Below are 19,477 nucleotides of genomic sequence, written 5' to 3'. Positions count from 1 at the left end.
GCTGCCGCGGCCTTAAGTTGGAATTCGTGCAGGATTTAAAGCGCGCGAGGACCTTCCTCGCCCGAGCGACCGAAATGCTCCCGAGCGGGAGAAACTCTTGAAGAACGTCCGCTTCTCGATCTGGTACCTGCCGGCGGCACTCCTGGTGCTGCTCGTGGTGCAGAGCTTGTTTGTCGCACCGCGGCCGGTTCAGGTGAACTACAGCGAGCTCGGCAACCTGACCGAGCAGAACGCGATCGAGAAGGCTCTCATCACCTCGGACGAGATCCGTTTCCAACTCCGCCCCGATTACAAGGTGACCGGAGAGCTCGGGAAGAAGGTGAAGGAGGCCAAGGGTGTGGTCGGATCGTTCGCGACCGATCCCACCGTGACCTTGGTAGCGACCCGGCCTCCGGGCCTGGACCCCGCTCCGCTCGTCGCCGATTTGTCGAAACACGACGTCGAGTTCTCGGGCGAGATCGCCGACGACTTCTGGCGCACTCTGCTTCTGGGCTGGCTTCTCCCGTTCGCGCTCATCTTCCTGATTTGGAATTTCGTCTCTCGTCGCATGGGTGGGGGTGGTGCGGCCGGTGCGCTGTCGTTCGGTCGCAACAAGGCCAAGATCTACGGGGAGGACGACATCACCTCGCGTTTCGGAGACGTCGCGGGAATTGACGAGGCCAAAGCCGAACTCGAAGCCGTCGTTTCGTTTCTGCGCGACCCCGCGCACTTTCAGCGTCTTGGCGGGCGCACGCCCAAGGGCGTCCTGCTGGTCGGGCCGCCCGGAACCGGCAAGACGCTTCTGGCTCGCGCTATTGCCGGCGAGGGGAGGGTTCCCTTCTTCTCGATCAGCGGCTCGGAATTCATCGAGATGTTCGTGGGACTCGGCGCCGCTCGCGTTCGGGACCTGTTCGAGCAGGCGAAGGCGAAGGCTCCGTGCATCGTTTTCATCGACGAGCTCGATGCCGTCGGGAAGTCTCGTGCGGGCGCCGGTCTACAGATGGGACGGCACGACGAGCAGGAACAGACGCTGAACCAGCTCCTAGTCGAGATGGACGGGTTCGACTCGTCGAAGGGCGTCGTGTTGCTGGCTGCCACCAACCGGCCCGAGGTTCTGGACTCTGCGCTCCTGCGCGCAGGGCGTTTCGATCGACGGATCGTCGTCGAGCTCCCGGATCGTGTCGGGCGCGACAAGATCCTCCGCGTCCACCTGAAGGAAGTGAAGGCGGCTCCTGATGTCGACGTGAACGGAATCGCCGCGCGTACGCCCGGATTCTCCGGCGCGGATCTCGCGAACCTCGTGAACGAAGGGGCACTCCTGGCCGCTCAGACGGGCGCGGTGGCGGTCGAGACGCAGCACTTCCTGGATGCCGCCGACAGGCTCATGACCGGCCTGGAGAGGCGCAGTCGGGTGCTGCGCCCCGAGGACAAGACTCTCGTCGCGCACCACGAGTCCGGTCACGCCTTGGTTGCAGCGCTTCTCGAGAATTCCGATCCGGTGACAAAGATATCGATCATCCCGCGGTCGATCGGCGCACTCGGGTTCACCATGCAGCTTCCGACCGAGGACCGCGTTTTGATGCGACGAGCGGAGTTGCTCGATCGACTCGCCGTCCTACTCGGCGGGCGTGTCGCCGAGGAAATTGTGTTCGGGGATATCAGTACAGGTGCGCAGGACGACCTGGAGCGGGCATCGCAGCTTGCGCGCGAGATGGTGTGTCTCTACGGGATGAGCGAAAAACTCGGCCCCCTGAGCTTTGGTCGGCGCGAGTCGGCCTTCCTTGGGGATGTTCTCGGGCGACCTCAATCCGCGAGCGAGGCAACGGCCGAGGCGATCGATGACGAGGTCGCGGCTTTGGTGCGCCAGTCGCACGCGCGAGCTCGACAGCTCCTCTCCGAGCGCCGTCGTGGCGTCGATCGTCTCGCCGCCACCCTGGAAGCCGCCGAGAACCTCGAGGGCGATGCGCTAAAGGAGGCTCTCGCGGACGCCAAGATCCGTGACTCGGACCGCAACCGGGATCCGAATCGCACGATGGTCGCGTAGCCGGCGCTCCTACTGGAGGGCCGGTAGGAGTGCGTCGATCACGAGCGCCCGGAAGTCTCCCCAGTTGCGCCAGCTCTTCGGTCCCGTGCGGAGTTGTTGCGCGGTGGAGCGAAGCTCCGCCGTGTCGGCTTCGATCCATCCCGTGATCCCCTCTTCGGGATCCTCTTCCTGCAACGTGCCCCCGGTCTCGTCGAGCAGAAAGAGGTAGCTCTTGAAGACGACTTCCTTCGACTTCGAGCGATAGCTCAAGACCGCGATGAACTCGCGGATGTCGACGTCGAGAGCGGTTTCTTCTTGGGTTTCGCGTAGCAGCGCGCGCTCGATGGCTTCGCCACGTTTCAGTCCCCCGGTAGGGATCCGGAAGACTCCGCCGGGGTAGTTCGTTTTGGTCTGAAGGAGGATCTTCCCGTTCGGCCGACGGATCGCCATCGCGACTTCGGCCTCACGCCGCGTGCTCACGGGGCGGAACGACGTGTCGGGAAGCGTGTGGGCCAGGTCGAGCGGCCGCCCGTACCGGTCGCTGAGAAACTCGACTTCGGCTCCGGCGTCGTGTCCCTTCACGGCTGAATCTTCAAGCCGCTGCCGGGCGGCTGTCCGAGCGCACGGCGAACGAGGCGGCCCAGACCCCGATGGCGAGCGTTCCCGTATGAACCAGTACGTCGGTGCGAACGCTCAGGGACAGGTCGCCGAGATCGCCTCCGATCACGGCGCGGGTGAGACCTTCGAGTGCGAGCACGATCAGCGCACCGGCCACGAGCGCGACGAAAAGATGGGCCCTCTCCTCGGACCGGAGCAGGGTGCGGGCCGTGAAGGCCGCGCTGCCGGCAAGGAAGAGGTGCGGCAGGGCGTGAGACGAAGCCCAGCGCCAGGATTCGCTGCCACCCGGGTGCGACGTCCCGCTGGCCAGTCCCATCCAGTACAGAAGGAGCCCGCCGGCAACTACTAGCAAGGACCGCGCGAGCCACGTTGCTTCCGATGCAAGATCTGCCGGCGGTGGTGTGGAGCGCTGGCTGTTGCGCGCGATGCGGGATCGCGGCCGCGGAGTGTGGTCTCGCAGGTAGACCAATTTTTGCGACGACTGACCTCGTTCTGCCGCCATAACGCTGCTTTCCGTGGCGAGCTGGTTCTCGTGGCAGGACATCCGCTCGGGAAGTCGCTCGCGCGTCTACGCCGAGCTTACTCGCAGAGTGGATCACTGACAACCTGTTCGTCCGTAGCGGCGCACGTGGAGTCGCGATAAGCCACGGGGGTGACGACACCCATTGCCTGGAGCCGGCGCGCCGCGGACGAGCTGTGGTCGGGGGTCGTGACACCGCTCACCTTCTCGATTCTCGCCGAGCAGATGGCCGAGCACATGGCGCAGCAACGATTGCGGCAGGCGGGGTTGCTCGAGGCGAGCCGCCAGCCGGTCTTCCGGCTGATCCGTGGGCACGTCTACGTCAACGCTTCGCTGATTCATGACGTGATGCAGGAGGTGCCGGGTGTCTTCCTGAGCGACGGAGTGCTCGCGCTTCTCCCCGAAGAATTGCGAGGGGACCTGAGCGGTGGGCAGCGGGCACTGTATGACCCGAGGACGGTCGCGACGGTGGCGCGGCTCACCTGGAACGAGCGCGGCTGGACACCATGGTCGCGTGCAGATCTCTTTCGCGAGGAAGCAGCGCGGGTCTCCGAAGAACTGGCAGGGTTCGCGGTCCGGCCGGGCGCGTCGGCCACCGAGATCGCAGAGCAGATCGGCCGAGTTCGCGAACGTCTCGGACGCTTCCTCGACGTCGTGAGCTGGGCGATGATCTACGCCTACGTCTTCTTCCATCTAACCGCCCATCTTTCCCGCGAATGGTTGCCGGAAGAGGAGTCGCTCGCTTTGCTCGTCGCGGGCATTCCGGGAATCCGAACCTTCGAAGTGCACGCGGAGCTGTCCGCACTGGCGGACTCGGTGCGTGCCGACCCCCGGCTGCGGGCGACGGTCATGGAGTTCTCTTCGGCCGATGTGGTGGAAGCCGCAGGCCGCGGGGAGCTCGGCGAGTTCGGCCGTGCGCTGGGTGAGGTTCGGCGCCGTCATGGGCATCGGCTGGTCGGGCGCGATCTCGTGTTCCCGACGTGGGGTGAGCGGCCGGAGGTTCTGGTGGAGATGGTCCGCCGTCTGGCGAGGTCCGAACCCGCGGCGGCGCGGCCGGATCCGGCGGTCGTACTCGAGCGTGCGCGGCGGACGATCGGAAGCGGACTCGGGGGTGCGGTGCGCTGGAAGCTCTTCGAGGCGGGCCTTGGATGGTGTCAGGAGTACTACGCCGTCCGCGAGAACATGCGCTACCACGCCGACTACTTCCTGGCGGCTTTTCGATCGCTCGCCCGTGCGGCGGCTGATGATCTGGCCGCACGGGGATTGCTCCGGTCCGAAGCCGACGTGTTCTATCTGACGGTGGAGGAGCTCGAGGGCGTCTTGCTGCGCCCGCGGGAGGGGGGCGCACTCGCGGACAGCGCAGCACGGCGTCGAGAGGAGTACGAGCGGTATGGGGACGCCATGCCGCCTGCAGTGGTGTGGGGAGACGATGATGGGGAGCGCCCGCAATCGTCTGACCGAGGCTCTGGCTCGAACGGACAAGGGGCAACCGAGCTTCGCGGCACGCCGGCGTCTCCGGGGACGATCGTCGGACCGATCCGCGTCGTGCGATCGGCGGACGAACTCGAATCGGTTCAGCGCGGAGATCTGATCGTCGCTGCGGCTACGGATCCGGCCTGGACCTCGTACTTGTCTCTGGCGTCCGGTCTGGTGCTCGAGGTCGGCGGTCTCCTCTCGCACGGAGCCATCATCGCGAGGGAGCTAGGGATCCCGGCGGTCGTGGGTCTGGCGGGGGCGACGACCGCGTTTCGATCCGGCGAGCGGGTCCGGATCGATGGGTCCCGCGGGCTCGTCGAGCGGATCTAGGCGAACTAGCGTGTCGCGGAGAGGAGACTGGACTTCACCAGGACCTCCACGCTCGTTGCGGCGTTGTTGCCGCTGCGCACTCGGGTCTCTCGCTTCACCAGTCCCACGTTGGCGACGTACCACTCGAGGAGTTCCTGGCGCGCGGTTCGCCCTTGTCCCTGTTGCTGGAGGGTCTCGACCGACTCGATCTTCAACGCGCGGTCGAATCGACCTGCCGGCACGGTAACCGGCTCGAAACCGACGACGCGGTTCTCCCGGTGCCCCTCAGTAACGGACCGTAGTTCGTCATCCGTCGCCTTGATCAGGCTCTTGGACTTCCACCGGTAGCCGGCAACGAGTTTGGCTGCGGGCGCGATCCCGGGGATCTCCGCGGTGACGGTGCCGCTGGACGTTCGGCCCCCTTCCCTGCCCTGCGCCACGCCTTGAACGGTCATTCCGATCCGGCCGTTGTCACAATGCACCGTGCTTTGTGCTTGGCCGGCGGCGACACCGGGCGCTCCCGGGGTGCGGACCGATTGTTCGACGATCGCGGTTCGGCGGGCTGTGGTGCCCTCGACGGACTTCACGACAACCAGCTTCTCGACGCGCGGCTTCCCGTCGAGCGGTCCCTCGTAGTACGTCCAGGTCCCGCCGGCGGGCAGCGGGTAATAGAGGTTGCAGGGCCGAGCGGATTCCCCCTGGGCCGGGCCGGCGGCCAGAGCTCCGAGCCCGATCACGCAAGCGGTGACGAGCGTGACAGCGGTGCGCGAGTGCGGCAGCATGGAGATCAAATGTGGGCGGGGTCGCGGTATTCGCCGAAGACGGCGCGATAGATGTCGGAGACCTCACCCACGGTGCAGCCGTTCTTCACTGCGCGCACCAACGGAGGCATCAGGTTCGCCCCCGATTGGGCTGCGGTGCGGACCTCGGCCAGGGATTCGCGAGCGAGCGCTGCATCGCGATTCTTCTTGAAGCGCCGAACGCGATCGACCTGTCGGTCTTCGACTTCCATCGGGATGTGCAACGTATCGATGGGCCGTTCTTCGGGGGCCTCGTAGCCGTTCACGCCCACGATGATGTTCTGGCCTGCATCGAACGCCTTCTGCTCCCGGTAGGCGGCCTCGGCGATCTCGAGCTGCGGATAGCCCTTGTCGATGGCGGGCACCATCCCGCCGAGGTCGTCGATCTTGGCGATGTAAGCTTCGGCCTCTGCTTCGATCTTGTCGGTAAGAGCCTCGAGCGCGTAGCTACCGCCGAGCGGATCGACGGTATTCGCGACACCGCTCTCCTCAGCGATGATCTGCTGGGTGCGGAGTGCGACCATGACCGATTGTTCCGTCGGCAGTGCGAGGGTCTCATCGAACGAATTCGTGTGGAGCGATTGCACTCCGCCGAGTACTCCGGCGAGCGCTTGGAGTCCCACGCGTACGATGTTGTTGAGCGGCTGCTGCGCCGTGAGCGTCACGCCTGCAGTCTGCGCGTGCATCCGCAGTCGGCAGGCCTCGTCCTTCGTGGCGCCGAAGCGCTCGCGCATGATCCGGGCCCACAGTCGGCGTGCCGCGCGGAGTTTTGCGATCTCCTCGAAGAAGTCGTTGTGGACGTCGAAGAAGAAGGAGAGTCGGGGGCCGATGTCGTCGGCCGTGAACGTGCCGCGCTTTACGACCTCCTCGACGTAGGCGATGCCGTCGGCGAGCGTGAACGCGAGTTCCTGCACAGCCGTCGAGCCGGCTTCGCGGATGTGGTAGCCGCTGATCGAGACGGCGTGCCATCGCGGAACCTCGCGCGTGCAGAACTCGATCATGTCCGCCACGACGCGGACGGAGGGCTCGGGAGGAGAGATCCACTCCTTCTGAGCGATGAACTCCTTCAGCATGTCGTTCTGGATGGTGCCGCCCAGGGAGGTCCAGGGCACACCGCGCTCCTCGGCGATCGCGAGGTACATCGCGAGGAGGACCGACGCGGTGCAGTTCACGGTCATCGACGTGGTGACCTTATCGAGCGGAATCTCGTCGAAGAGGATCTGCATGTCCTCGAGCGTCGAGACCGAGACGCCTTCGCGCCCGACTTCACCGCGCGAGCGCGGATGGTCGGAGTCGTACCCCATCAGAGTGGGCATATCGAAAGCGGTGGAGAGCCCCTGTTGCCCCTGGTCGAGAAGGAAGCGGAAGCGCTGGTTGGTGTCTTCCGGGCTTCCGAATCCCGCGAACTGGCGCATGGTCCAGCGACGGTCGCGGTACATGGTCTCGTACGGACCACGGAGGAACGGATAGGCCCCGGGCTCGCCCAGGGAGTTCTTCGCGTCGTCCGGGCCGTAGAGGGGTGCGACGGGGATGCCGGACGCGGTCGTCAGCGTCGGCTTGTCATCTTGTGCCATGCGAGGGCTCCTTGTGCCCTGCCGACTTCAGAAGCCGGCGAGAGGCGCACCGGCGCTTGCGCTGGCCGGTCGCTGGATGTCGCCCGGTTGCGGCCGCAATGCCTGGATTTCGATCTCTGGGTTTACCTGGCGTTGCTGGATCTTGCCGATTGCATCGTTCGCCAGCAGTGCAAGGCGTTCGTTTTCGGTTCCCTGCGCCATGTCGCGCAGCGCAGGAATCGACCCTTCGTTGCCGATCTCGCCGAGCGAGAAGATTGCCGTACCGATCAAGTTGGCTTCGGCGTCTCGTTCGAGAAAGTCCGCGATGGGTTTCGCGGCGCGGGGATCACCGATCTTGCCGAGCGCTACGAGGACTCGCTGTTTCAGCCAGGGCTTGCTGTCGCGTAGGTACAGGGTCTGCACGAGGACCGGAGTCGCGGCGCTCGCGCGGGCTTCGCCCAGGCAATCGATGGCCTTGAGGCGAACGCGGGTATCGACGTCGGCCGTCGCGTCGATCAGGTGTTGGATCGCGTCTTCGTCCTTGTTCGCGTCCGCGAGGGCCTTCACGGCCTCGAGGCGGATCGTGGGGTCCGCATCGCGGAGCTGGCCGCCGAGCTCGTCAACGTCGGAGCCGCCGGCAGTCCCGGGGGCTTGCTGCGCCTGGCCCTGGGGGGGAGCACCGCCCTGGCCGCCACCTCCCTGTCCTACGCCAAACTGTGCAGAGGCGATGGTTGCCCACGAGAGAAGCCAGAAAGTAGCGATGAGCGTCAGTCCGAGGCGAGGCGGGAGCACCAACGGATAAGGGCAGAAACGATCTGACTGCGCAAGGTTTCATGTGCGCTGTGCCGCGGTGCGCAGGCACTCTGCACCGCAGACGGCGCACCAAAAAAAAACGGCGCCCGGGGTCTCCCCCGGGCGCCGCTTCGCACTGCTGCTAGATCCGAGTGGGATCTAGAACAGGCTGTTGTCCATGCCGTCGATGAAAGCCGGCGAGGCCGAACCAGGGACCTCTTCGACCTTCACGCTCGAGCTGGCACCGTAGGCGACAACTGCCTGGCCAACGATACCGTAGAGGTAATCGTCGCCATTGGTGAGACCCGACTGCGGCTGGAGTCGGATGATACCCGAGGTCTCCACCGTCGTCGCGGCCGGGATGAGTGAATTGTCCCCACCAGCCACGCTGTAGAACGAGGTGCAGCTGACCGTCGTATCCGGCAGCGAGGTCGGGATCTCCGTGGTGTCGACAAAGTTCGTCGAGAAGCGGAGCTGACCCTTAGCCGGGATGACCGTCCCATCGCTCGCCTGCTCTTCGAGGTGGGTCAGGACGACGAGGCTGGCCTCGACGGTGCTCGGGTTGAACGTCTGCACGACAAACTCGTAGTCGTTGCCGACATCGGGCTCGGGAACCTGCACTGCGCCACCGATGGTGCCGAGGGCGAGGGCGTCGTTACCGAACGAGTAGCCGTCAACGGTGTCCGCGAACGTGAACGAACCCACGATCGCGTCGTCGGCGATGCTGCTGCTCGAGGTGAACGCAGCGCACTCGTCATCGGTCTCGTACGCGACGACCGTGGCAACACCCCGCACGCCGGTGAGCGAGATCTCAGGACCAATGCCCTCGTTGTCCCGCCCGATGGCCTGCATGTTAGACGGATCGACGACGACCGTGTCGTTAGGCGTGAGGCAGATCGAGAAATTCACTTCCTCGTCACAGCCCTCGTTCCAGAAGACCCAGTGCGTCGAAACCTGGCGGCCGCTGATGTTGCTGGCCACAAGGAAGGTCACACGTTCTTCGTTGGTGTCGTACGGCAGAACGAGCTGTGCGCCCGGCTGCGTGTACGAGCTCATTTCGTCCTGGTTCGCAGAGCTCGTCCCGCTCAGCCCCAAAACCATCGCGCCTGTCATGGCCAGCGCGACCAGCCAACTCCTCTCGTACTTCACGTCAAAGCTCCTTTCTTTCCGTCGGTGCCTTTGAAGAAACCGGACGGAAACGCCACCCAAGAGATCCCTCAGACCTCATGTACAAAATCCAGAATATTGAAGACGAGTTGCCCGCGGCCTTATTCGCCCAGCTGAAACGCGCCGTGGGCACGTTCTCGCTCCTCTGGTACAAGCCCCTCGAAAAGACGGCTTTTTCCTAGCAACTCCCCTAGCCCATTACAACTGAACCAGCCGATCGGCCCCCGAAGTCGAGGTTCTTCCCAGCTGGAGCCCACTCGACAACGATGTCCAAACGCGGGCACCACGAGCCGAAGGGTTCCGAGGAGAGACGCACGGTACCGCCCACTTCTTACAGGGCCTGCGCGGTCCGGGGACTTGTTCCCGGACCCTCTACGATTTCCGGCTCAGCTCCCCGTGACGGCGATCGGCTTCTGGAGTTCGAGGGCGGCCTGGCCCGGCTGAAACGAAGCCTGGCCGCGGCGGAGGCCCTGCCAGGCGTCCGGCGTGGCCGCGGGGGCCTCGACGGGCTCGAGGGACCCACCGCGCATCTCCCAACCGCGCCTCTTCAGCTTCTCGAGCAGTGTGGTGCGGTTCACTTGCAGCAGGCGGGCCGCTTCGCGCTTGCTACCGCCTGCGAGCTGCAGCGCCCGACCGATCATCCTGCGCTCGAAATTCTCCATTTCCTTATAGAAATCAGTGCCTTCGGCCCCAAAGTCCCAGGGGCTCACGAAGTCGCGCGAGGTCGCGGGGAGGGGCGTCTCGGCGCCGGCTGCCGCTGCGATCCAGTCGGGTAGGTCAGCCGGGACGATCACGCCCGGGTTTTCGGCCAGAACGGCGGCGCGCTCGAGGACGTTGCGGAGCTCGCGGACATTACCCGGCCAGTCGTAGGCCATCAGCTTGCGACGGGTCTCTGGAGCGAGTTCGAACCGAGGTATTCCGCGGGTCTCGCGGAGCTTCGTCAAGAAGTGCTCGGCTATCTGCGGGATGTCTTCGCGCCGCTCGCGGAGGGCTGGAAGATGAATCTCGACGACATCGAGGCGGTACAGGAGGTCTTCGCGAAATCCGCCCTCCTTGGCCATCGTCCGGAGGTCCCGGTGGGTCGCCGCGATGACGCGGACGTCGGTGTGTAGCGTCGAGGTCGCTCCGACGGGCTCGAAGGAGCCGTCCTCGAGCACGCGAAGGAGCTTCACCTGGAACCGCGGGCTCATTTCACCGATCTCGTCGAGGAAGATGCTGCCGCCGTTGGCGAGCTGGAATCGGCCGGTTCGAGCGGCGAGGGCGCCGGTAAACGCGCCCTTCACATGGCCGAAGAGTTCGCTCTCGAGGAGCTCCTCGGGAATGGCGCCGCAGTGGACCGGGACGAAGTTGCGGGATTTCTGCCCCGAGAGCTCGTGCAGCGCACGCGCCACCAACTCCTTGCCCGTCCCGCTCTCGCCTGTGATCAGGACCGCGCTCTGGGACGGGCCGACCTTCCGGATCAGGTTGAAGACGCGTTGCATGGAGGGGTGGGACCCCACGAGACCCATGAACTCGGATCGGGGGGTAGTCGTGTCACGTGCATCGTCGTGGCGGGCCATGCGCACTCTCCTGATCTCTCGTTTGTGGGGTCGGTAGATTCGTCGCGGATCCGTTCGTTGCGACGCTCAGCCGATTACAGCAAGGATGACGCCATGGTCGGTGCTGTCGGTCCGTGTCACGAGATTGCCAGGTCAATAACTTGAAAAATCAAACGTTTGAGGGATTTCGGGCGAAATTCTGGGAGGGCACTTAGGCGTTATGAGCCGCGCCGCACGGCGTTACGAAAGTGACGGTATTGTGCGCTGGTGTTCATGTACGTAACCGCCTGCGGTGGGGTTGTTCGTTCGCGCCGGAAAAGTGCAGGGACCGCGGGGCTGATTCTCACACCGGGTGGTTGGGTGCGAGCTCTTACCCGTGGACAAATTTGTGCGAGCGGGAGAAACCCCAGAGTTTTTCAAGGTCCTGACAGAGCGTCGCCCGACCGCCTAGGGCGGGGATCCTGATGCAGGCGTATGGCAGCCGTATCCTTGCCCGCTTCTGGGGTGAGTGTTACCGAGCACGACAATGCGCCGCGTCGTAAAGCGTTATGCCAACCGCAAGCTGTACGACACGACCAGCAGTCGTTATGTCGCTCTGGACGATGTTGCCGCCTTTGTCCGGCGGGGTGACGAGGTCGAAGTCACCGACAACGAGTCCGGTGAAGATCTCACAGCCGTGACCCTCGCCCAGATCATCCTCGAGGATGAGCGGAAGAAGAAGAGCTTCCTTTCGCTGCCCGTCCTACAGGACCTGGTCCGCTACGGCGGCGACGCGATCGCCGAAGCGACCAAGCAGGGCATGGAGGCCTTCGGCGAGATGCGAGAGGCCGCCGAGAAGCGTGTATCGGAGTTCGTTCCCGAGAGTGCCCCCGGTGCTGGCATCATCGACGACATGCTCGAGACGTCGCGCCGCCGGATCGACGATCTTCAGCGCCGCGTGGACGAAGGTCTGAAGGAGTCGGTCAGCCGGCTTCGTGAAGTCCCCGGAATCGGCCCCGAGGTGGAACGGCTCGAGAACGGCCTGCGAGAGATCGAGGTCCGACTGCGGAACCTGCTCGACCTCGCCGATGACGAAGCGCGTCAGGACGACTCCGCGGGGCCTGACGTGAATACGTCCAAAGACGCGGCTTCGGGCCGAGACGCCACCGGCGAGCGTACCTGAGTTCGCCCCCGACCCGTGGCCCGCTGTAACTCGGACGGTCCGACCCCGACGACGCGGCCTGCTGTTCTGGGTGGTCCTTGGTGAAGGAGTGGGTCTTGCCACGGAGTGAGGCGTGACGCCTGTGGGATTCAAGCGGAACCGGTAGTGGCTCCCGTGCCCGGCCGAAATCAGTGGAAGCACCGGGGACGGCCGAAGATCAAGACGAACCGTCTCAGCGGCTGAGGAACACTGGGCAGGGCACGTTCCTGAGCACGTACTCGGTCGTGCTGCCTAGAACGAACTCCATGACGCGGCCGTGTCCGTGCGACCCCATGAACACCAGGTCGTATCCGTGGCTCGTGATCTCGCTCGGGATCGTCTCGTATGCGTGGCCGTCCATCACCTTTGTCGACGCAGGTAGAGAGTACGAGGAGAGGTAGCGCCGGGCCTGGTCGAGTACGCGGTCGCCCTGCTCCGCGTCGCGGCACACCGTCAGGACCGAGAGGGGTAGGCTGAGCTGCGAACAAACCTCGGCAGCGACGTGCATCGCGGCGCTGGCTCGCTCACTGCCATCATACGCGAGCAAGGGAGCGGCAGGCGTCTGGAACTCGAGTGGGGTGACGAGGACCGGCTTGGAGCACTGCCGCGTCACGCTCTCCGTGACGCCTCCGAGGAGGCCGGTGGTGAATCGCTGATTGACGCCGCGGTTCCCGAGCACCACGAGATCGGCTTCGCGTGCGCGCTCACAGATCTCACTCGGGACGATCCCTATCTGCAGAGCGGTTTCCGACCGGATGCCTTCGGAGTGACAGGTCTGACTAAACTCTTCGAGGATCGCGGCGCCGCGATCCTGAAGCGCCTCGCGCATCTTGGAGGTGAAGTCGAGGTACGGTTCGAACCCCAGCGAGCCCGAGATGTCGTGGAAGAACGATCCCTCGATCGAGACGATGTCGACCACGTGGAGGCCCGTCACGGTGGCGTCGAACTGTCGCGCCAACCAGGTGGCGTACCGAAGGGCACTTCGCGAATGGTCCGAGCCGTCTAAGCCTACGATGATGCTCTTGATCATCTTCTGCTCCCGATGATGAGGCCAGAGTTCTGCCGACGCGCAGTGTCTTGCGTAGTTTGCTTCTCTTTACAACGGCGTTTCGCGCCGTATAGTAGCGCGGCTACATGGCTAGAGCCACAAAATCTAAGGTTCGAAAGCGTCCGCCCGCTTCGGCACGCCGCCGAGGCTCCGCGAAAGATCGCGCGAAGGAAGAGAAGCTCGAAGCGCTGATCGCCGAGCTGCGCACGGCCGCCGAGTCGATCGGCATCCGTGTGCGCCGCGAGAGGCTGCTTCGTGAGGTTGGCTATCACGTGCGCAGTGGGCTCTGCCGCGTCGACGACCAGGAGATTCTCCTCGTGGAATCGGAGCTGGCGCCGGACATCCAGGTCGACTTGCTCCTGGGTGCCCTCTCGGGACGCGACCTGTCCGGAGTGCCCCTTTCGGAGGAAGTGCTCGTCATGATCCGCGGCGGCGAGCCCGTTCCCGCCCAGTAGGCGACGCTGCGCGTTGACAATTGGGCGCGGCGCTTCTAACGCAGCGACATGCAATCGCGCACGGAGAGGTTCTCCGCTTTCCGGCGAGCGCTGAAGGAGAAGGGGCTCAAGTCCACGGCCCAGCGAGACGACATCGCGCGCGTCTTCTTCGCGTCCACTCGTCACATGAGCATCGACGACCTCTATCAGGAGGTTCGCAAGGTGAACGAGCGGGTGGGGTACGCGACCGTCTACCGCACCATCAAGCTGCTGAAGGATTGCGAACTCGCCGAGGAGCGGCACTTCGCCGACGGCCAAACGCGCTACGAGAACTCAGAGAGCGACGAAGAGCACCACGATCATCTTATCTGCGACAAGTGCGGCAGGATCGTCGAGTTCAACGATCCGGGCCTCGAGGCGCTCCAGGAAGAGATCTCCGAGCGGTTGGGCTTCGTGCTCGCGCGTCATCGGATGGAACTCTACGGCATCTGTCGCGAATGTCGTGAAGGCGCCGGCCGAACGCCCCGGACGCCCTAGGTTCGGGAGGGGGGCTTAGGCCTCGACGCGGGGGAACAGATTGATCGGGCCGCCGAGGGCGTGCCCGTCCTGGAACGCGTCACCCCAGGCCAGATCGAGATCGGCGAAGCGATCGGACGAAAGCCCGAGTGCCTCTCGGATCTTCTCGGCCGACTCGGGTAGGACGGGCGCGCAGAGCTGCGCTGCGACCCGCAACGCTTCGACGCAATTGTGCAGAATCGCACCGACGCGTGGGCGCTGCGCTTCGTCCTTCACGAGCTTGAAAGGGGCCTGGTCGGCCACGTACTTGTTCGCTGCGTCGATCGCCTCCCACACGGCACCGAGTCCTCGGTGGAATGCGAGGTTGTCGATGTGTTGGTCGAGCTGAGTCCGGGCGGTTGCGAACGCGGCCGCAAGGGCAGCGTCGGCCGGCTCCTCGGGGAGGCGCGGCTGGATCTGCCCATCGAAGTACTTGTTACTCATCGCGAGCGTGCGGCTCACGAGGTTGCCGAGTCCGTTCGCGAGGTCGGCGTTGAGTCTTGTGATGAGCGCCTGCTCGGTGAAGTCGGCGTCCTGGCCGAAGGCCATGTCGCGCAGTAAGAAGTAGCGCAGCGCGTCCATGCCGTACTTGTCGCGCAGCTCGAGAGGCTTGGCGACGTTGCCAAGACTTTTCGACATCTTGTGTCCACCGCTCGACCAGAAGCCCCCCACGCCAAGCCGGTCATATAGCGGGAAGCCGGCGGCGAGAAGCATCGTGGGCCAGAAGACCGCATGTGGCTTCAGGATGTCCTTGCCGATGAGGTGCAGCGTGGCTGGCCAGAGCTCGTCGAGTCTCCCGAGAGTGGCGGGCCCGCTCACATAGTTCAGGAGAGCGTCGAACCAGACGTAGGTAACGTAGTTTGAATCGAAGGGCAGCTCGATGCCCCACGAGAGCCGCTCCTTCGGACGTGAGATGCACAAGTCACCGAGGTCGTCGCGAAGAATCGCGAGCGTCTCATTGCGGTAGCCCTCCGGGTGGATGAACCGGGGGTTCTTCTCGATGTGCTCGCGCACGGCGTCCTGATACTTCGCCATGCGGAAGAAGTAGTTCGGCTCGGATACCTCGCTCGGTTTGGTGAGGTGATCCGGGCAGAGGCCGTCCTTCAGTTCCTTCTCGGTGTAGAGGCGTTCGCAACCGATGCAGTAGAGCCCTTCGTACGAGCCGAAGTAGATGTCGTCGTTCTCGTGCAGGCGCGCGAGGACGCCCTGGACGAACTCGATGTGCGCCGGGTTCGAGGTGCGGATGAAGTTGTCGTACTCGATGCCGCACGAGTCCCACGTGGCCTGGAATTTCGCGGCGACGTCGTCGACGAAGTCCTTCGGGCTGACTCCGGCTTCACGCGCGGTCTCGGCGATCTTCTCGCCATGCTCATCGGTACCGGTCTGGAGGACCGTCGGGACGCCGCGCTGCCGCTGGAAGCGGGCGAGAGTGTCCGCGACCACGTTGGTGTACGTCGAGCCCAGGTGGGGCTCGGCGTTGACGTAGTAAAGCGGGGTCGTGATGTAGGCGCGGTCCGACATTCGATTACGATTTCGCTTCCGGCGGCCGGCGTTCGACCAACTCTTCGAGGGAGCACTCCACGACTTCACCGTCTTCCAGCTCGATCTGGACGGACTGCTTCAGCAATACCTGGCGTACGATGACGCCGTTCCCTTTGATGCTCTTCACCTTCTTGCCGATCCGGGGCAGGGATCGGCGAAGCGTCAGGTAGGTGTCGTACTCGTAGCGGAGGCAGCACTTGAGGCGGCCACACATCCCGGCGAGCTTCGACGGGTTCATCGACAAGTCCTGCGCCTTGGCCATCTTGATCGACACCGGCCCGAAGTCGCGCATCCAGCTACTGCAGCAGAGCTCTCGGCCGCAGGGGCCGATCCCGCCGACTATGCGCGTCGCGTCGCGCGGGCCCAGCTGTCTCATCTCGACCCGTGTATGGAGCTTCTGCGCGAGATCGCGGGCGAGACCCCGAGCGTCGAGTCGGTCGTCTCCGATGAAATAGAAGACGGCCTTGCCGCCGTCGAAGCGATAGTCGACTCGGCTTAGCTTCGCGCGTATTTTGAGGGCTCGCGCCTGCTCGGCGAAGTGCTGTTCGGCAGCCCGTTCTTGAAGACGGTTGTGGTCCGCGCGCTTGATGTCGTTCGCGTCGGCCGTCCGAAGGACGCGAGGCAGCTTCGTCTTGGCTTCGTTCGGCCAGCGAGGCCGAGCGGGTGCCATGACCTCGCCGAGCTCCGGACCTCGGTCCGTCTCGACGACGACGAGGTCTTGGGCGCGGGTCTCGACCCGGGTGGCGTCGAATGCGCGGGCTCGACCGGGAACGCGAAAGCGGACGTCGACGACGTCTGCCGTCGGAGCGACCTCGGGGGCTTCCTGTTCGTGGGTTTCTTCCATGGGACTAACGAGATTCGCGCAGATCCAAGAGCAGGCGGTCCCAGGCGAGGTGGGAGTTCGCGTTCCTCTCGAACTCCCGGTTGATAGCATAGGCGCGATCGGCTCGCCGGAGCGCCCGACGAATCTCGTGCAGCCGATCGTGGGCTTCGGCTTCGTCGTCGGTGCCTGCGGCGTCCGTCGACTCGGTGGCGCGGGCTGCTTCGAGAAGCTGGTCCCGGCACCAATCGAGCACCGTCGCCCGGTTCAGCTGTTGCTGCGCCTGCCCCTTCTCGCCGCGTGGCGCCGCCAGCTCCGCGGCGAGATCGAGCACTTGGGGGAGCCTGAGTTTCGGTAGTGTTGCGAGCTTACCGCGAAGTTCGGCGGTGTACTCGAGTCCTCCCTCGGCGGCGAGTGATCGCGCGCGATCGAGGCTACCCTCGGCGAGTGCGGCGGCGTGCTTGGCGACCTCAGGATCGGTTCCGTCGTTCACCAGGAGTTCCTGCAGGAGTTCTCGCTCGAGAGGTGCAAACAGGAGGGTCTGGCAGCGGGACCGAATGGTCGTGAGCAGCGCGTCGGCGTTCGTGGAGACGAGCACGAGGGTCGTTTCGCCGGGCGGTTCCTCGAGCGTCTTCAGCAGCGCGTTCTGCGCGTCGATCGAGAGCAGCTCCGCCTGGTCGATCAGGCCCACCTTCTTGTTCCCGCGAACGCCGCGCATCGCGAGCTGGGACCTCGTCCGCCGGATCTGGTCGATCGAGAGTCGGCTGGCCGTCGGCTTCTCTTCCCGGGCACGGGCCAGATCCTCGACGAAGAGATCGGGATGGCCCCCCGTCTCCATTAGGTGGCAGTCTTCGCAGGCGCCGCAGCCCAGTCCGGGGTCGTTCTTGCAGAAGAGGGCCGTCGCGAGTGCGTGTGCCGCCATGCCTTTGCCGACGCCCCCGGGCCCCGCGAAGATGAGCGCGTGGGAGAGGCGGCCGCGCCCGAGAGCACGACGGATTGATTGGATGGCTCCGTCCTGACCTCGAATCGACTCGAAGGTCACGCGGGCGCTCCGAGATGCTTGCGAGCCAGTGCGGCAATCTCGGCCGCGACGGCGGGTACGTCGCTGCGCGCGTCGAGCACGGTGACCCGCTGGGGGTACTCCGCCGCGATGGTTTGGAACCCCGCTCGTACGCGGCGGTGAAACTCGATGTCCTCGTTCTCTAGGCGGTCGCCGGAACGGGTGGCGCGGATGCGCTCGAGGCCCTCTTCGGGAGGGAGGTCGAGCACGAAGGTGAGCGCGGGCTCGATGCCCCCGCGGGCGAAGTCGTCGAGGCTGCGAACCGTCTCGACGGGCACGCCTCGCCCGTGGCCCTGATAGGCGACCATCGAGTCGGAGAAGCGGTCGGCGATGACGACCGAGCCCTTCTCCAGCGCCGGCTGGATGAGGCGCTGAACGTGCTCGGCGCGATCGGCCAGATAGAGGAGAAGCTCGGTCTGCGGCGTCGGTGCGAGAGACGACTCGTCCAGGAGGAGGTGCCGAAGCCGGCGCCCGAGATCCGTTCCCCCGGGCTCGCGGGTCAGGACGACGTCGTGCCCTTCGCGCCGGAGTACGTCGGCAAGTCGCGCGGCTTGCGTCGTCTTCCCCGCGCCCTCGACGCCCTCGATGGTGATGAATCGGTTCATGTGGTGACTGGTCCCTCGGAGCGTCCGCTTGTCTGGAGATAGCCGAGCATCCGTGCGCTGGCCTCCTCTCCATCTCGAATGCAGTCGGCGAGGCCGACACCATGGTAGGCGTTCCCGGCGAGTGCAAGCCCGGGGTGGGCGGCGGCTTGTTGCTCGAGTTGGCGGACTCGGCCCGCGTGCCCGACGTAGTACTGCGGCATGGAGGACGGCCATCGGTGGATCCGCGTGAGGCTCGGTTCCGATCGGATCCCGAGGAGGTCGCGAAGCTCTTCACGGACGAGGGCGGCGAGCGCGGTATCGTCGTTCTCCAGGACCTCGGGCTGGAGCGCTCCGCCGACGAAGATGCGAACAAGGAGTTGATCCTCGGGTGCGCGGCCGGCGTATTTGATGCTGGAGAACGACCCCGCAATGATCTTTCGTCCTTCAACGAAGGGAACCACGAATCCGAACGCCTTGGGCGCGAACGGAACATCGGCGCGTCGATACGCGAGGGACACGATCGCCGCGGAGGAGTAGGCGATCTCCCCGAGTCCCGCCCCGAGTGCGCCGTCGAAGTCGGACAGCAGGGTCGACGCCCGTTGGGCCGGTGCGCTCACGATGACCGCGTCGGCCTCTTCGGCGTCGCCGTTCTCGAGGTGTACTTTCCAAGGACGCGGCCCGGCTTCGTCTCGCGTCATCCGGGCGACCGGAGCATTCGTTCGCAAGGCCCCCGGCGGGAGCCGTTCGACGAGCCTCTCGACGAGGGCACCGATCCCGCCGCGCAGAGAGACGAAGATTCCGTACCGAGGTCCGCTCGCCGCTTCGTTCGGCGCTTGACGCATCCGGGCTGCGAGCGCGAGTACCACGCTTCGGTGATCGCGTTCCATGTCGATGAAGCGCGGCATCGTGGAGGCCAGGGAGAGCGTCTCGGGGTCGGCGGTGTAAATCCCGCCGATCATCGGCTGTGCGATTCGGTCGAGGACCTCGTCCCCGAGGCGTCGGCGCACGAAGGACGCGAGACTCTCGTCGCCACCTTCGGCGGGTCCCCCGCGCGGAAGGACCAGATCCTTCAGCGCGGTCAGACGCCCCTTCCACGAGAGGACCGGGGATCGCAGGAACGGGCCGAGCTTTGCTGGTGCCATCAACTGAAACGCGTCGGGCATCGAGTGTAGGCGTCCTCGGGACACGATCAGCGTCTTGCGGAACTGCTCTTGGGTGGGGTGGATCTCGTCCTCGAGCCCGATTCGGCGGCACAAGTTGATCGCGCCGGGCTTGTCGGTGACGAACGAATCCGGCCCGCCCTCGAGGAGGAGTTCCCCCTGCTTCTCGGTCGCGATCACGCCACCGGCGCGCGGAGATGCCTCGAGAACTCGCACGTCGACGCTGTCGCCCGATTTCTCCCAGGCCCGGTGCGCGGCGGCGAGGCCCGTGATTCCGGCGCCGATTACGACGAGGCGTGGGCGCTGCTGGGCCTCCATG

The 19,477-nt window shown here is 65.2% G+C and carries 18 protein-coding genes; 5 read left to right on the top strand and 13 right to left on the bottom strand.

Features of this window, described 5'->3' with window-relative positions:
- Positions 1–97 precede the first annotated feature (97 nt).
- Positions 98–2,023 carry an ATP-dependent zinc metalloprotease FtsH gene (gene ftsH / locus P8R42_25460; GenBank protein MDG2307940.1) on the top strand — a complete coding sequence of 642 codons (1,926 nt, stop codon included), beginning with the start codon at positions 98–100 and terminating at the stop codon, positions 2,021–2,023.
- Positions 2,024–2,032: 9 nt separating this feature from the next.
- On the opposite strand, the gene P8R42_25455 is transcribed toward ftsH, so the two are convergent.
- Entirely contained in the window at positions 2,033–2,584 is a 552-nt protein-coding gene (locus P8R42_25455; GenBank protein MDG2307939.1) for an NUDIX hydrolase, read from the bottom strand.
- 10 nt (positions 2,585–2,594) lie between these two features.
- The gene (locus P8R42_25450; protein ID MDG2307938.1) at positions 2,595–3,122 is read right to left on the bottom strand and encodes a hypothetical protein; all 528 of its coding nucleotides are present in this window, start codon (positions 3,120–3,122) and stop codon (positions 2,595–2,597) included.
- 150 nt (positions 3,123–3,272) lie between these two features.
- Between P8R42_25450 and P8R42_25445 the strand changes: the two genes are divergently transcribed.
- Positions 3,273–4,946: a PEP-utilizing enzyme gene (locus tag P8R42_25445; GenBank protein ID MDG2307937.1), complete on the top strand. Its 1,674-nt coding sequence runs from the start codon at positions 3,273–3,275 to the stop codon at positions 4,944–4,946.
- Positions 4,947–4,951: 5 nt separating this feature from the next.
- Here the strand turns inward: P8R42_25445 and P8R42_25440 are convergent, their stop codons facing one another.
- From P8R42_25440 to P8R42_25420, 5 genes are all read right to left on the bottom strand, one after another.
- A complete protein-coding gene (locus P8R42_25440) occupies positions 4,952–5,707 on the bottom strand; it encodes a hypothetical protein (GenBank protein MDG2307936.1) in 756 nt (251 codons plus the stop codon).
- Positions 5,708–5,712: 5 nt separating this feature from the next.
- Positions 5,713–7,299, bottom strand: a complete 1,587-nt coding sequence (locus tag P8R42_25435) for a methylmalonyl-CoA mutase family protein (protein ID MDG2307935.1) — start codon at positions 7,297–7,299, stop codon at positions 5,713–5,715.
- A 27-nt stretch (positions 7,300–7,326) separates the two neighbouring features.
- Complete coding sequence (locus P8R42_25430; GenBank protein MDG2307934.1) at positions 7,327–8,070, bottom strand: HEAT repeat domain-containing protein; 744 nt, start codon at positions 8,068–8,070, stop codon at positions 7,327–7,329.
- A 159-nt stretch (positions 8,071–8,229) separates the two neighbouring features.
- Positions 8,230–9,219, bottom strand: a complete 990-nt coding sequence (locus tag P8R42_25425; GenBank protein ID MDG2307933.1) for a hypothetical protein — start codon at positions 9,217–9,219, stop codon at positions 8,230–8,232.
- A 404-nt stretch (positions 9,220–9,623) separates the two neighbouring features.
- Complete coding sequence (locus P8R42_25420) at positions 9,624–10,796, bottom strand: sigma-54 dependent transcriptional regulator (protein MDG2307932.1); 1,173 nt, start codon at positions 10,794–10,796, stop codon at positions 9,624–9,626.
- A 505-nt stretch (positions 10,797–11,301) separates the two neighbouring features.
- Here P8R42_25420 and P8R42_25415 point away from each other — a divergent pair.
- On the top strand, positions 11,302–11,937 hold the full coding sequence (locus P8R42_25415) for a polyhydroxyalkanoate synthesis regulator DNA-binding domain-containing protein (GenBank protein MDG2307931.1): 636 nt from the start codon (positions 11,302–11,304) through the stop codon (positions 11,935–11,937).
- Between the two features lie 211 nt (positions 11,938–12,148).
- Here the strand turns inward: P8R42_25415 and P8R42_25410 are convergent, their stop codons facing one another.
- On the bottom strand, positions 12,149–12,985 hold the full coding sequence (locus tag P8R42_25410) for a universal stress protein (GenBank protein MDG2307930.1): 837 nt from the start codon (positions 12,983–12,985) through the stop codon (positions 12,149–12,151).
- A gap of 104 nt (positions 12,986–13,089) precedes the next feature.
- On the opposite strand from P8R42_25410, the gene P8R42_25405 reads away from it, so the two are divergent.
- Both P8R42_25405 and P8R42_25400 read left to right on the top strand, forming a co-directional pair.
- Positions 13,090–13,458: a hypothetical protein gene (locus P8R42_25405; protein MDG2307929.1), complete on the top strand. Its 369-nt coding sequence runs from the start codon at positions 13,090–13,092 to the stop codon at positions 13,456–13,458.
- A gap of 48 nt (positions 13,459–13,506) precedes the next feature.
- Entirely contained in the window at positions 13,507–13,974 is a 468-nt protein-coding gene (locus tag P8R42_25400; protein MDG2307928.1) for a transcriptional repressor, read from the top strand.
- A gap of 15 nt (positions 13,975–13,989) precedes the next feature.
- Here the strand turns inward: P8R42_25400 and metG are convergent, their stop codons facing one another.
- Genes metG through hemG form a run of 5 tightly spaced genes read right to left on the bottom strand, consistent with a single transcriptional unit; the run spans position 13,990 to position 19,476 of the window.
- Positions 13,990–15,513 (bottom strand): methionine--tRNA ligase, encoded by a 1,524-nt coding sequence (metG, locus tag P8R42_25395; protein MDG2307927.1) that lies wholly within the window; start codon positions 15,511–15,513, stop codon positions 13,990–13,992.
- Positions 15,514–15,517: 4 nt separating this feature from the next.
- A complete protein-coding gene (gene ricT, locus P8R42_25390; GenBank protein ID MDG2307926.1) occupies positions 15,518–16,378 on the bottom strand; it encodes a regulatory iron-sulfur-containing complex subunit RicT in 861 nt (286 codons plus the stop codon).
- 4 nt (positions 16,379–16,382) lie between these two features.
- Positions 16,383–17,396 (bottom strand): DNA polymerase III subunit delta', encoded by a 1,014-nt coding sequence (holB, locus tag P8R42_25385; protein MDG2307925.1) that lies wholly within the window; start codon positions 17,394–17,396, stop codon positions 16,383–16,385.
- Complete coding sequence (gene tmk, locus P8R42_25380; GenBank protein ID MDG2307924.1) at positions 17,393–18,019, bottom strand: dTMP kinase; 627 nt, start codon at positions 18,017–18,019, stop codon at positions 17,393–17,395. Before tmk ends, holB begins: the two co-directional genes overlap by 4 nt.
- The gene (gene hemG, locus P8R42_25375) at positions 18,016–19,476 is read right to left on the bottom strand and encodes a protoporphyrinogen oxidase (protein ID MDG2307923.1); all 1,461 of its coding nucleotides are present in this window, start codon (positions 19,474–19,476) and stop codon (positions 18,016–18,018) included. Before hemG ends, tmk begins: the two co-directional genes overlap by 4 nt.
- Between the last annotated feature and the right edge of the window lies 1 nt (position 19,477).

The sequence above is a fragment of the Candidatus Binatia bacterium genome (assembly GCA_029243485.1).
Classification (GTDB): domain Bacteria; phylum Desulfobacterota; class Binatia; order UBA12015; family UBA12015; genus VGTG01.
Note: the sequence above shows the minus strand (reverse complement) of the source record. Positions and strands in the feature narration are given on the sequence as shown.

Coding starts and splice junctions, on each gene's coding strand:
- P8R42_25450 (MDG2307938.1), bottom strand. CDS start 3,122: ATGGCGGCAGAACGAGGTCAGTCGTCGCAAAAATTGGTCTACCTGCGA.
- P8R42_25440 (MDG2307936.1), bottom strand. CDS start 5,707: ATGCTGCCGCACTCGCGCACCGCTGTCACGCTCGTCACCGCTTGCGTG.
- P8R42_25435 (MDG2307935.1), bottom strand. CDS start 7,299: ATGGCACAAGATGACAAGCCGACGCTGACGACCGCGTCCGGCATCCCC.
- P8R42_25420 (MDG2307932.1), bottom strand. CDS start 10,796: ATGGCCCGCCACGACGATGCACGTGACACGACTACCCCCCGATCCGAG.
- P8R42_25415 (MDG2307931.1), top strand. CDS start 11,302: ATGCGCCGCGTCGTAAAGCGTTATGCCAACCGCAAGCTGTACGACACG.
- P8R42_25410 (MDG2307930.1), bottom strand. CDS start 12,985: ATGATCAAGAGCATCATCGTAGGCTTAGACGGCTCGGACCATTCGCGA.
- P8R42_25405 (MDG2307929.1), top strand. CDS start 13,090: ATGGCTAGAGCCACAAAATCTAAGGTTCGAAAGCGTCCGCCCGCTTCG.
- P8R42_25400 (MDG2307928.1), top strand. CDS start 13,507: ATGCAATCGCGCACGGAGAGGTTCTCCGCTTTCCGGCGAGCGCTGAAG.
- metG (MDG2307927.1), bottom strand. CDS start 15,513: ATGTCGGACCGCGCCTACATCACGACCCCGCTTTACTACGTCAACGCC.
- ricT (MDG2307926.1), bottom strand. CDS start 16,378: ATGGAAGAAACCCACGAACAGGAAGCCCCCGAGGTCGCTCCGACGGCA.
- tmk (MDG2307924.1), bottom strand. CDS start 18,019: ATGAACCGATTCATCACCATCGAGGGCGTCGAGGGCGCGGGGAAGACG.
- hemG (MDG2307923.1), bottom strand. CDS start 19,476: ATGGAGGCCCAGCAGCGCCCACGCCTCGTCGTAATCGGCGCCGGAATC.